At 76.4% G+C, this 10980-nt stretch carries 13 protein-coding genes; 4 read left to right on the top strand and 9 right to left on the bottom strand.

The window, feature by feature from the left end; all coding sequences use genetic code 11:
• Positions 1-16: 16 nt before the first annotated feature.
• Genes ACFPK1_RS13980 through ACFPK1_RS13965 form a run of 4 tightly spaced genes read right to left on the bottom strand, consistent with a single transcriptional unit; the run spans position 17 to position 2738 of the window.
• The gene (locus tag ACFPK1_RS13980) at positions 17-688 is read right to left on the bottom strand and encodes a DUF427 domain-containing protein (protein WP_378021542.1); all 672 of its coding nucleotides are present in this window, start codon (positions 686-688) and stop codon (positions 17-19) included.
• Positions 685-1398: a 2-keto-4-pentenoate hydratase gene (locus tag ACFPK1_RS13975; RefSeq protein WP_378021541.1), complete on the bottom strand. Its 714-nt coding sequence runs from the start codon at positions 1396-1398 to the stop codon at positions 685-687. The genes ACFPK1_RS13980 and ACFPK1_RS13975 overlap by 4 nt, the downstream gene beginning before the upstream one ends.
• A gap of 22 nt (positions 1399-1420) precedes the next feature.
• A complete protein-coding gene (locus ACFPK1_RS13970) occupies positions 1421-2035 on the bottom strand; it encodes a histidine phosphatase family protein (RefSeq protein WP_378021540.1) in 615 nt (204 codons plus the stop codon).
• A gap of 22 nt (positions 2036-2057) precedes the next feature.
• Positions 2058-2738, bottom strand: coding sequence for an SMP-30/gluconolactonase/LRE family protein (locus ACFPK1_RS13965; RefSeq protein WP_378021539.1), 681 nt, complete (start codon positions 2736-2738; stop codon positions 2058-2060).
• A 157-nt stretch (positions 2739-2895) separates the two neighbouring features.
• Here ACFPK1_RS13965 and ACFPK1_RS13960 point away from each other — a divergent pair, with 157 nt between their 5' ends.
• Complete coding sequence (locus tag ACFPK1_RS13960; protein ID WP_378021538.1) at positions 2896-3456, top strand: RNA polymerase sigma factor; 561 nt, start codon at positions 2896-2898, stop codon at positions 3454-3456.
• Positions 3453-4067 carry an Asp23/Gls24 family envelope stress response protein gene (locus ACFPK1_RS13955; RefSeq protein ID WP_378021537.1) on the top strand — a complete coding sequence of 205 codons (615 nt, stop codon included), beginning with the start codon at positions 3453-3455 and terminating at the stop codon, positions 4065-4067. Before ACFPK1_RS13960 ends, ACFPK1_RS13955 begins: the two co-directional genes overlap by 4 nt.
• Positions 4068-4235: 168 nt before the next feature.
• On the opposite strand, the gene tsaA is transcribed toward ACFPK1_RS13955, so the two are convergent.
• Positions 4236-4682: a tRNA (N6-threonylcarbamoyladenosine(37)-N6)-methyltransferase TrmO gene (gene tsaA, locus ACFPK1_RS13950; protein WP_378021536.1), complete on the bottom strand. Its 447-nt coding sequence runs from the start codon at positions 4680-4682 to the stop codon at positions 4236-4238.
• Between the two features lie 31 nt (positions 4683-4713).
• On the opposite strand from tsaA, the gene ACFPK1_RS13945 reads away from it, so the two are divergent.
• Positions 4714-5319: a TetR/AcrR family transcriptional regulator gene (locus tag ACFPK1_RS13945; RefSeq protein WP_378021535.1), complete on the top strand. Its 606-nt coding sequence runs from the start codon at positions 4714-4716 to the stop codon at positions 5317-5319.
• On the opposite strand, the gene ACFPK1_RS13940 is transcribed toward ACFPK1_RS13945, so the two are convergent.
• The 4 genes from ACFPK1_RS13940 to ACFPK1_RS13925 form a co-directional block, all read right to left on the bottom strand.
• Positions 5316-5735, bottom strand: a complete 420-nt coding sequence (locus ACFPK1_RS13940) for an ATP-binding protein (RefSeq protein WP_378021534.1) — start codon at positions 5733-5735, stop codon at positions 5316-5318. The two genes, ACFPK1_RS13945 and ACFPK1_RS13940, sit on opposite strands and share 4 nt — an antisense overlap.
• Positions 5736-5992: 257 nt before the next feature.
• Positions 5993-7213: an acyl-CoA dehydrogenase family protein gene (locus tag ACFPK1_RS13935; RefSeq protein WP_378021533.1), complete on the bottom strand. Its 1221-nt coding sequence runs from the start codon at positions 7211-7213 to the stop codon at positions 5993-5995.
• Entirely contained in the window at positions 7210-8181 is a 972-nt protein-coding gene (locus tag ACFPK1_RS13930; protein WP_378021532.1) for an SDR family NAD(P)-dependent oxidoreductase, read from the bottom strand. Before ACFPK1_RS13930 ends, ACFPK1_RS13935 begins: the two co-directional genes overlap by 4 nt.
• 57 nt (positions 8182-8238) lie before the next feature.
• On the bottom strand, positions 8239-9810 hold the full coding sequence (locus tag ACFPK1_RS13925; protein ID WP_378021531.1) for an alpha/beta hydrolase: 1572 nt from the start codon (positions 9808-9810) through the stop codon (positions 8239-8241).
• A gap of 95 nt (positions 9811-9905) precedes the next feature.
• Here ACFPK1_RS13925 and ACFPK1_RS13920 point away from each other — a divergent pair, with 95 nt between their 5' ends.
• A complete protein-coding gene (locus ACFPK1_RS13920) occupies positions 9906-10976 on the top strand; it encodes an ATP-dependent DNA ligase (RefSeq protein ID WP_378021530.1) in 1071 nt (356 codons plus the stop codon).
• Positions 10977-10980: the final 4 nt, after the last annotated feature.

Genomic DNA, 10980 nt, shown 5'->3' with positions numbered 1-10980 from the left:
GTGGGCCGCAGGCCCCTCAGACCAGGTGAGTGCGCGGGCGCTCCTGCCGCACGCCGTCGACGACCACGTCGACGCGCTCGTCGTAGAACGCGACGAGCCCGGCGATGCGGGCCACCGCGGGGGCCGGATGGTCGTAGGACCAGGCGAGGTCCTCGTACCGCCCGGCCGGGGTCACCACCGCCCAGTACCGGCTGGTCACGCCCTTGTACGGGCACGCCGTGCGCGTCGCGGTGAGCTCGAGGCGGGTGGGGTCGACGGCGGTCGGGTCGAGGTAGGCGCGGGTCGGCAGGCCGGTCTCGAACAGCAGGACCGGGGCGTCGGACCCGGCGAGCACGACCCCGTCGAGCTCGACGCGCACCCGGCGCCGCGAGCGCAGCGCGTCGACGCGGACGTAGGGGCTGCGCGGGTGGACGTGGACCTCCTCGTCCTCCTCGAACCACGCGTCGAACGCCGACCACGTGAGCGCGAGGTACCCGTCGTCGTGCCGGCGGTGCCCGGGGTCGGCGGCCAGGGCGGCGGGGTCGACGTCGCCGGCCGGGACCAGCCAGCGCGGGTACCAGGGGTGCTCCCACAGGTACCGGGCGCCGATGGTGTCGACGACGACCCGTCCGCCGAGGCGGGCGCGCACCCGGCGCGGGCAGGGCTCGACGTGGCCGACGGGGACGGCGGGGCCGGGGACGCCGCTCATCGGCGCACCGCGAGCGTCGTCCCGGGGAACCGGGCCTCCACGACGCCGCCCGCCGGCAGCTCGATCGCCCGGGTGAGGCCGCCGGTGATCACCAGGTCACCCGCGCGCAGCGCGTCGCCGCGGGCGGCGAGCTCGTCGCGCAGCCAGTCGAGGGCGCGGTGCGGGTGGCCCATCGCGGCGTCGCCGGTGCCGGTGGCCTCGGGCACGCCGTCGCGGCGGAGCTCGACGGTCAGGGCGGCGAGGTCGCCGTCGAGGGCGTCGCCGATCACGACCCCGGCGGCCGAGGACCCGTCGGCGGTGTTGGACGCGAGCGTGAAGCGGTAGTCGCGCCACACCGAGTCGACGACCTCGAGCACGGCGCGCGCGCCGGCGGGCCGCCCGTCGGCGTCGACCACGATCCCGATCTCGGGCTCCACGCGCGGCTGGACGAGCGACACGGGCACCGCGCCGCCCGGCGGCACGATCATCGTGTCGAGCAGCGGGCCGAGGTTGGGGGAGCCGACACCCATCTGCGCACGCATCACCGCCGACGTGTACCCGAGCTTCCACCCGATCCGCCGCGCCCCACGGGCCTCCCGCCGGGCCGTGAGCGCGCGCTGCACGGCGTAGGCGCCGGCGAGGTCGAGGTCGTCGAGGTCGGCGGCCGCGTCGAGCAGGCGACGGTCCTCGTGGGCCGCGTCGATCCACGCGGCCCGGGCCTCGACGTCCATGCCGCTGATCCTGGCAGCCCGCTCAGCCCGCGGAGCAGGGCACGTTGAGCGCGACGAGCGCCGCGGGGCCGTGCTCGGCCGGCCGCACGACGGTGCGCGCGGCGCCCTCGAGGCGGGGGAAGACCGCGCGGTAGTGGTCGAGCGGGAGCCCCAGCAGGTGGCAGAGCAGCAGGCGCAGCAGGGTCTGGTGGGCGACGACCAGCACGCGGCCCCCGGGGTGGGCCGCCCGTGCCTCGGTGAGCACCGGCAGCGCCCGCCCGACCGCCTCGGGACCCGTCTCGCCGCCGGGCAGCGGAGAGCTCGCGGGCGCCGCCAGGAATGCGGCGAGCGCGTCCGGGAAGAGCGTCTCCATCTCCTCGCGGGTGTGGCCGTCGCCCAGCCCGAAGTCGACCTCGACCAGGCGGGGGTCGGTGCGCAGGCGCAGCCCGGCGGCCGCGGCGGCCGGCGATGCGGTGTGGACGGCGCGCTGCAACGGCGAGGCGATCACCGCGTCGAGGCGGGCGTCGGCGGCCCAGCGGGCGAGCGCCTCGGCCTGCCGGTGCCCGCCCGGGGCGAGCGCGACGTCGGACCGTCCGGCGTAGCGGTTCTCGGCGTGCCAGCGCGTCTCGCCGTGGCGCGCCAGGACCAGTTCGGTCACGGCGCCCACTATCCCGTCCGGCTCAGGGGCGACCCGCGCGCGGGGCCGGGGCCGGGATCGTCAGGACGCGGCCGGTGGCGGGGCCGCCGAACGGGTCCTGCGGGTCGAACCGGGCGGCCATGACGTGGAGGGTGCGGCCGTCCTCGCCGCCGAGCATGCAGGCGAACGGGTTGCGGTCGATCTCGACGCGGTGGGTGATCTCCCCGCCGTCGCGGACCCGCACCAGGATGCCGTCGGGCATCTCCATCCCGCCGGTCGAGGTCCAGACCGCGCCCTCGTCGTCGATCGTGATCCCGTCGGGGCTGAGACCCTCGGCCCACAGGCGGCGGCCGGTCAGCGAGCCGTCGGGCTCGATGTCGAACGCGATGAGCGTGCCGGCGAAGGAGTCGGCGACCACGAGGGTCCGGCCGTCGGGGGTGATCACCATGCCGTTGCCGAACCGGATGTGGTCGGCGACCTCGCGCACGTCGCCGTCCGGGGTCACGAGCGCGATCACGCCCGGGACGAACTCGGCCTCGCCGCGGAGCCAGCCGAGGAAGTCGACGTCGGAGCCGTTGACGTAGATCGAGCCGTCGGGGTGGACGACGATCTCGTTGACGCCGCCCGCGACCGCCCTCAGGTCGGCGTGGACGACGACGGAGCCGTCGGGCTCCCGGCGCAGCAGCCGGCCGGCCCAGCGCTGCGCGCGCGGGACGATGAGCATGCGGCCGTCGGGCAGCCAGTCGGTTCATGCCCCACCACGGACGGGCTCGCCCGCCGGTCGACAGGGTGCTGGTGTGACCGTGGTCACCACGACGGGTGTTCGCCCACGCGGGCGTCCTTGATCGGTTGCCTGCGTCCGGACGTGGGAAGCTCGCGCGGTGAGCGCGCCGGGGCGGGAGCCCGGCCTCGACGACGAGGCCGATCGCTGGCTGGTGGGCCGGGCCCGCGCCGGCGACCGCGGCGCGTACGAGGAGCTGGTGCGCCGGCACCGCGACCGCATCTACCGGATCGCGCTGCGGATGCTCGGCAGCCCCGCCGACGCGGACGACGTCGCCCAGGAGGTCGTCATCCAGCTCTGGACGGCGATGTCGGGCTTCGCGGGCACGTCGGCGTTCACGACGTGGCTGTACCGGATCGTCGTCAACCGCTGCCTGAACCACCGCCGCGGCCAGCGCCCCCACGCCGAGCTCGCCGACACCGACCACCCGCCGGTGGCCGGCCCGGAGAGCCGGGTGGTCGCGGGAGAGGAGCTGCAGGCCGGGATGCGGGCGATCAGCAGGTTGCCCGAGGATCAACGCGTGTCCCTGGTGCTGGTGCAGCTGGAGGGCCTGTCGTACCGCGAGGCGGCGACGGTCACGAAGACCAGCGAGGCGACGGTGCGCGGGCGGCTCGCGCGCGCCCGCGCCACCCTGATGTCCGAGATGAAGGACTGGACATGACCGACGAGCGCACCCACGACGCGCGCACCGACGGGCGGCTGCCGTGCGGTCGCGACACCGACGCGCTCGTCGCGCAGGTCGCCGACGGTGTGGCGGAGCCCCGGGACGCCCACCAGCGCGAGTGCCCCTACTGCCAGGCCGCGCTCGCCGAGTTCGACCGGCTGTGGGCCCCGGTGCGTGCCGTCGCGGACCACCGCCCCCGGGCTCCCGAGGGCCTGCTCGACGAGGCGTTGCGCCGCATCCGCGGGGTCGCCGCCGACCCCGAGTTCGGGACCATCTCCGACGTCCGCGGCCGCACGCGGATCAGCGCGCACGCCGTCGAGTCGCTGGCCCGGCACCTCGCCTCGCGGGTGCCGGGCGTGCGGGTGGCGCTGAGCCGGCTCGTCGCCGCGGGCGGCGGACCCGAGACGAGCCTCATCGGCGACCCCGAGGTCACGGCCGGCGTGGCGGGCTCGTCCACGGTCGTCTCGATCACCCTGGCCGCCGACCTCGGCGAGGACCTGATCGCCCTCGGCGACCGGATCCGGGCGACCGTCGCCGACGGCATCCGCGCCTCGACGGGCCTCGAACCGGTGGCGGTGCTCGTGCACGTCGACGACGTGCTGCTGTAGGCCGCGGGGGCCCGGGCCTCCCGGAGGTGGCGGCCGCGTGGCCGCCAGGCTGACGCGACCCCGCGCCACGCCCGCCCTGGCGTGTCGCGCCGGCGAGCGTGTGGCAATCCTGGCGTCACACGCCAGCAACGCCGCATCGCTCGCACCACCGGACGCACACCACACGGCTCAGGACGACCCCGCGGCGCCCGGGTCGTGGCAGCGTTCGCCGACCGGGCCGAGGACCGGCTTGATGTCGACCACCGGCGTCCCGTCCACGGCCTCGAGGTCCGAGACGCGCACCGTGGTGCCGTCGAGCCCGAGGACACGGACGTGGTGCAGGCCCAGCGGGTTGGGGCGGTCGGGGGAGCGGGTGGCGAAGACGCCGGTCTCGGGGAGGGTGAGGTCGTTGCGCGGGTGCACGCGCAGCACCGAGCGGTCCGCGCGGTCGAGCCAGGTGATCAGGAGGACCTCGTCGCCGACGGACAGGTCGGCCAGCGCCGGGGCGAGGTCCGCGTCGAGGTGCAGGACGGCGTCGGGCCCGCCCTCGTCGCCCTGGCGCGGCGCCTGCGACCGGTCGACCAGGGGCGAGGACACGTACCCCAGCACGCGCAGGACGGGCGGGGATTCGGCCATCCGGTCACCGTAGGGGACGTACCCTTCGCCCGTGCCCCGCGTGACGTCCCCCCGCGCCGAGGCCACGGCCGCGACCCGCGCCGGGCTGGTGGAGGCGGCGACCGCCCTCTTCGCCGAGCGGGGCTTCGCCGAGACCTCCATCGACGACGTCGCCGCCGTCGCCGGCATGACCAAGGGCGCGGTCTACCACCACTTCGCCGGCAAGGCGGCCCTGTTCGAGGCCGTGTTCTCCGCGCGCGAGACCGAGGTGCACGAGCGCCTCACCCAGGCGCTGGAGGACGCCCCGGACCTCGTCACCGGCGCCCGCACCGCGCTCGCGACCTTCCTCGAGGCCTGCAGCGAGCCCCGCTACGGGCGCATCGTGTTCCGCGACGGGCCGCTGGCGCTGGGGTGGGAGCGCTGGCGGGAGTGCGAGCGCGACTACGCCTACGCCTTCATCGCCCGCGTGCTCGACGGGCTGGCCCGCGAGGGGAGCCTCGTGCGCGCGCCCGGCCCGTCCTATCCGACGCTCGTGCTCGGCATGCTCTCCAGCGCCGGCCAGCTGCTGGGCCAGGCGCCCCCCGAGCAGCACCCCGCGCTGCGCGAGGAGCTGCTCGGCTTCTTCGACCAGGTCATCGCCGGGATGACCCGGACCTAGGGGGCCGGCTCCCGGTGCTGGCGCAGCGCCACGGTGGTGCCCCCGGCGCTGTGCCGGATCGCCACGCTGTCGACGCTGCGGTGCATGAGCACGAAGCCGCGCCCGCGCCGCGCGTGCGAGCCCGGCCCGGCCGGCGCCGAGCCCTCCGACCACTGCCCGTTGTCGGTGACCCGGACGTTCACGGCGTCCTTCTCGCACCACAGCGTGAGCTCCACCGTGCCCTCGGTGTCCTCGCCGGGGTAGGCGTGCTCGCAGGCGTTCTCGACGGCCTCGGAGACCGCCGTCAGCACCCGCTCGCGGGCGTCCTGGTCGATGTCGAGCCCGGCCAGCCAGTCCCGGGCCTCGTGCCGCATCCGCTGGGCCTCGTCCGCCCGCGCGGGGTGCACCGCCCGCGCGAACTCCACTGCGTCCGTCATGTCTCCCCGTCCCCCGCCCCGGATCGTCACGTGCTGGGGCATCCTTCCCGTGACCGCGGGGGTCACGGTCCGGTCACGCCCCGGCACCGCATGCCCACCGTGCGCGTCCGGTACCGGAGAGGTCGACCACCGAGGACGCGAACGGTCCGTCCCGCGCGATCGGCGGGTGAACGGTCGGGGACCGCGCGCGGACCAGGTCCGACCGGGTGAACGACAACCGTCGCATCCGGGCGAACGAGATCTCCCCCGGACGGTGGTCAGGCCAGGAGCGCGTCCGAGATGATCTTCCGTTGGATCTCCGAGGTGCCCTCGAAGATCGTCGTGAGGCGGGCGTCGCGCCAGTAGCGCTCCACCGAGTGCTCGGTGGTGTAGCCGTTGCCGCCGAAGATCTGCAGGGCGTCGCTCGTGACCCGCTCCGCGGTCTCCGAGGCGAACAGCTTCGCCGACGACGCCGCGACGTCCCCGCCGGGTGCGCCCTCGTCGAGCAGCCACGCCGCGTGCCACCACAGCGCGCGGGCGGCGTCGACGGCCGCGGCCATGTCGGCGAGCTTGTGGCGCAGGGCCTGCTGGTCGGCGATCGGGTGGCCGAACTGCTCGCGGCGGCGGCTGTAGGCCACCGCGTCCTCCAGGGCCCCGCGGGCGAGCCCGACGGCGCGGGCGGCGGTCTGGACCCGCGCGGTGCCCAGCCAGCGCAGGCTGTCCTTGAAGCCCTGGCCCTCGGCCTGCCCGGTGTCCTGCAGGGCGTCGGCGGGCAGGCGCAGGCCGTCGAGCGTCAGCTCCCAGGTCGTCAGCCCGAAGTAACCGATCTTGTCGATGGGCGTGCCGGTGACCCCGTCCGGGAAGCGCCCGCGCTCCTTGGGGACCAGGAAGAGCTCGAGGCCGTCGGAGCGGCTCTCGCCCTCGCCGGGCGGGCGGGTGCGCGCCAGGAGGTGCAGGAAGTCCGCGGACAGTGCGTGGCCCACCCATCGCTTGGTGCCCTCCACCACCCACTCGGAGCCGTCACGACGCGCCGTGCACCCGACCCCGGCGAGGTCGGATCCCGCGTGCGGCTCGGAGAACGCGATCGCGCCGACCCACCGGCCCGCGGCGCTCGCCCGGAGCAGCTCCGCGCGGCGGTCGGGGTCCGGCGAGGCGCAGCCGGTGCCGTTGCCGCGGGCGATGATGCTGCCGACGCTCATCCAGGCGCGGGCGAGCTCCTCGGAGACGAGGCAGTACTCGAACACCCCGAGCCCCTGCCCGCCGTGCTCGGCGTCGACGAGCAGCCCGAAGAACCCGAGCTCGCCGAGGCGGTCGAGCAGCGCGGCCGGGATGTCCTCGCGCCTCGGGTCGAGCTCGTCGGCGACCGGCAGGACCTCCTCCATCGCGAAGGCCCGCGCGGTGGCCTGCAGCGCCCGGCGCTCGGGGGACAGGGCCAGCGCGTCGGCCGGGGCGGCGGTGGTGACCTCACCGAGGCCGCGGCGCTTCCAGGTCTCGCTCACGCCGTCTCCCCGGTCGCGTCGACGCACAGCGTCCACAGCGCGGCGCGCGCCTGGGGCGTCTCGGCCCCGCGCGGCAGGTAGTGGGTGGGGCGTGGCGCCCGGTCGTGCCAGAACACCCCGGTGCTGTGCCCGGCCTCGGCGGCGGCCTGCAGCCACACGGCGGTGTCGGCGCCCTGCTCGTCGGTGCGCAGCAGGGGACCGGTGACGCGGCGGAAGGCGGGCATCGAGCTCGCGACGCCGGGGGTGTCGGCCCACCCGGGGTGCATGCTGTGGACGACGATGCCGTCGCTCGCGAGGTCGTCGGCGAGCAGCTCGGCGAGCACCACCTGCATCCGCTTCGTGCGCGCGTAGGCCGCCCCGCCCGAGTACGTCCCGGCGCGGAACTCGGGGTCGTCGGTGGGCAGCGACGCGGTGTACATGCCGCCGGAGGAGACGAACACGACCCGCGACGGCGACGTCGGCGACGCCCCGGCACGCAGCACCGGGCGCAGCTCGCGGGTCAGCAGGAACGGGCCCAGCACGTGGGTGGCGAGCGCCAGCTCGTGGCCCTCGGCGGTCTCGGTGCGCTCGGGCGGCATGACGCCGGCGTTGTGGACGAGGCCGTGCACCGCCGCCTCCCGGTCGCGGACCTCGGCGGCGTAGCGGCGCACGTCGGCCAGCGAGGAGACGTCGCACACGGCGACCCCGACCGCCGCGCCCGGGTGCTCGGCGCGCAGCGCGTCCGCCGCCTGATCGCCGCGCCCGCGGTCGCGCACGACGAGCTCGACCCGGGCGCCGAGCGCCGCCAGCCCCCGCGCGGTCGCGGCCCCGAGCCCGCCGGAGGCGCCGGTGACGAGGACCGTGCGGCCCTCGAGGCTCCCGGGCCGCAGCGCCTGCCACCCGGCACGCCGGGCGGCGTACCCCAATCGGGAGTAGCCGGGGACGACCAGACGGTCGAACGCGGCGTCGACCAGGCGCGGAAGCTGCACGAGCCGCAGGCTACGCAGGACCGCCGTGCGCGGCTTCCCGGGTGGGTCGGACGAAGATCACGGCGGGCACACCGTGCCCTGCTGGGGCAGCGTCCCGTCGCGCAGGTAACCGGCGACCGCGGTGCGGATGCACGGGGTGCCGGGGTAGGCGCCGTGGCCCGCGCCGAGCCAGGTCACGAGGCTCGCGGTGCCCAGCTGGCCCGCGAGCCGCTCGCTGCCCGGGAGCGGGGTGAACGGGTCGCCGCGCGTGCCGAGCACCAGCGACGGCGGGCCCGTGGCGGGGCCGGGCGGGGGCGGGTCGGTCGGCACGGGCCACGAGCTGCACAGCAGCGCGTCGTGCGCGAAGTACGCCCCGAACACCGGATCGGCGGCCCGGGCCTGGGCCGCGTCCCGGGCGACCTGGTCGGGCGTCGGCCGCTCGAGGGTGTCGTTGCAGGTCAGCAGGATGCTCGCGTCGAACCCGCCGCCGTCGGCCTCGGCCGGTTCCAGCAGGTCGAGGACGCCCTGCGGGTCGCCCTGGCCGGCGCCGGCGATCGCGGCGGCGAGCGCGGGCCAGCGGGCGGGCTCGCCGAGCCCGGTGACGAGCGCGCGGGTGGCGGTGCCGTCGGTGACGGCCCGGCCCCGGGGCCCCGCGAGGGGTGCCGCGTGCAGGTTGGTGAGGATGCCGGTCACCGCGCCGGCCGGGTCGGGGCCCAGCGGGCAGTCGGGACGGGCGGTGCAGTCGGCCGCGAAGGCGTCGAGCGCCGCCCGGGCCGCGGTCGCGCGCTCCCGGGCGCGCTGCGCGAACGAGGTCGTCGCGTCCGGGGCGCCGTCGAGCACCGTGCGGCCCACCGCCGACGGGTGGCGCCGGACCCACGTTGCGACGACCCCGGCGCCCTCGCCGACCCCCACCACGTGCATCCGCTCGACCCCGAGCGTCGCGCGGACCTCCTCGAGGTCCTCGGCGTCCACGGCGGTGCGGAAGTCGGTGAGGGCGGTCTCGAGCACCTGGGTGCACGTACGCGCCGCGGCGGCCGCGGCGTCGCGCAGCCCGGTGAGCGCCACCGGATCGGCCGCGACCGGGTCGGCGTCGACCAGCGCCTCGCGCACGGAGGGCGTGATGCAGTCGACCGGCTCGGAGTTGCCGGTGCCGCGCAGGTCGACGCCGTAGAGCGCGGTGCCCGCGAGCAGCGCCTCGGGCGCGGTGGCGGCGAGCCGGATGGCGCGGTCGCTGCCGGTCGGGCCGCCGGCCTCGCCCACGACGGCGATCGGGATCGGGCCGCCGGGCGGCAGCGGCCCGACGCTGACCTGCAGCACGCCGACCTCGGCCCGCGACGACCCGCCCCCGCCGACCGCGACGCTCTGGCAGCCGAAGCGCAGGTCGCGCCCGCCCAGGTCGGCGGGGGCGACCGTGCCCCGCACCTGGGCGGTGCAGTCGGTGAACCCCGCCCCCGCCCCCGGTGCCGGCACGAGCGGGGGGAGCAGCGAGGGCGCCGGACCCGGCGCGGCGCCCTCGGGCGCGGGCTCCGCCGTCGGCGGCTCGTCGACCACGGTGGCCACCGGCGGTCGCTGCGAGGGCCCCACCGCGCACGCGCCCAGCAGGACGGCGCCCAGGACGAGCACCAGGGCCGCTCGGACGGGTCGGGGCACGCAGCGCTCCTACAGGGAGATCGTTCGGGTGGGTCCACCCCGGAGTCTGACCGCCACGGGTGGCGTCACCGTGAGGGGGCGGCAGGATGCTCACCGTGGACCTGCCCGTGATGCCGCCCGTCGCCCCGATGCTGGCCAAGGCCGTCCCGGAGATCCCCGCCGGGCAGCACTACGAGCCCAAGTGGGACGGCTTCCGCTCGGTCGTCTTCCGCGACGGCGACGAGGTCGAGATCGGCAGCCGCAACGAGAAGCCGATGACCCGCTACTTCCCGGAGCTCGTCGCGGCGTTCACCGACGCGCTGCCGCCGCGCTGCGTGATCGACGGGGAGATCGTCGTCGTGGACGGCGAGGGCACCGGGCTCGACTTCGAGGCGCTCCTGCAGCGCGTGCACCCGGCCGCGTCGCGGGTGAGGAAGCTGGCGGTGGAGACCCCGGCCCACTTCGTCGCGTTCGACCTGCTGGCCCTCGGCGACGACGACCTCACCGCGCTGCCCTTCACCGAGCGCCGTGCCCGCCTGGCCGAGGTCGTCGGCGGCCTCGAGCGCCCCGACGTCCACCTGACCCCGATGACCGAGGACCTCGACACCGCGCGGGACTGGTTCGACCGCTTCGAGGGCGCCGGGCTCGACGGGCTGATCGCCAAGAAGGCCGACCTGACCTACCAGCCCGACAAGCGGGTCATGAGCAAGATCAAGCACGAGCGCACGGCCGACTGCGTGGTCGCGGGGTACCGGGTGCACAAGTCCGGCTCCGACGCCGTGGGCTCGCTGCTGCTCGGGCTCCACACCGAGGACGGCTCCCTGCAGAGCATCGGCGTGATCGGCGCCTTCCCGATGGCCCGCCGCAAGGAGCTGTTCGCCGAGCTCCAGCCGCTGGTCACGTCCTTCGAGGGCCACCCCTGGGCCTGGGCCGCGCAGGAGGAGGGCACCCGCACGCCGCGCGAGGCCGAGCACAGCCGCTGGAACGCGCAGAAGGACCTGTCGTTCGTGCCGCTGCGCCCGGAGCGCGTCGTCGAGGTCAAGTACGACCACATGGAGGGCGTGCGCTTCCGGCACACCGCGCAGTTCAAGCGCTGGCGCCCGGACCGCGACCCGGCGTCGTGCACGTTCTCCCAGCTCGACCGCCCGGTGCGCTTCGACCTGGCCGAGGTGCTGACGGCGCGGTAGTCAG

Origin of the sequence: Actinomycetospora rhizophila, from assembly GCF_042657905.1 — a bacterium.
GTDB classification, from domain to species: domain Bacteria; phylum Actinomycetota; class Actinomycetes; order Mycobacteriales; family Pseudonocardiaceae; genus Actinomycetospora; species Actinomycetospora rhizophila.
The sequence above is the reverse complement of the archived record's forward strand: the minus strand, read 5'-3'. Positions and strand labels throughout refer to the sequence as shown.

Bases quoted from the DNA above. Each gene is read 5' to 3' on its own strand.
- ACFPK1_RS13980 (WP_378021542.1), bottom strand. From the start codon at position 688: ATGAGCGGCGTCCCCGGCCCCGCCGTCCCCGTCGGCCACGTCGAGCCC.
- ACFPK1_RS13965 (WP_378021539.1), bottom strand. From the start codon at position 2,738: ATGCTCATCGTCCCGCGCGCGCAGCGCTGGGCCGGCCGGCTGCTGCGC.
- tsaA (WP_378021536.1), bottom strand. From the start codon at position 4,682: ATGGCCGAATCCCCGCCCGTCCTGCGCGTGCTGGGGTACGTGTCCTCG.
- ACFPK1_RS13955 (WP_378021537.1), top strand. From the start codon at position 3,453: ATGACCGACGAGCGCACCCACGACGCGCGCACCGACGGGCGGCTGCCG.
- ACFPK1_RS13975 (WP_378021541.1), bottom strand. From the start codon at position 1,398: ATGGACGTCGAGGCCCGGGCCGCGTGGATCGACGCGGCCCACGAGGAC.
- ACFPK1_RS13940 (WP_378021534.1), bottom strand. From the start codon at position 5,735: ATGACGGACGCAGTGGAGTTCGCGCGGGCGGTGCACCCCGCGCGGGCG.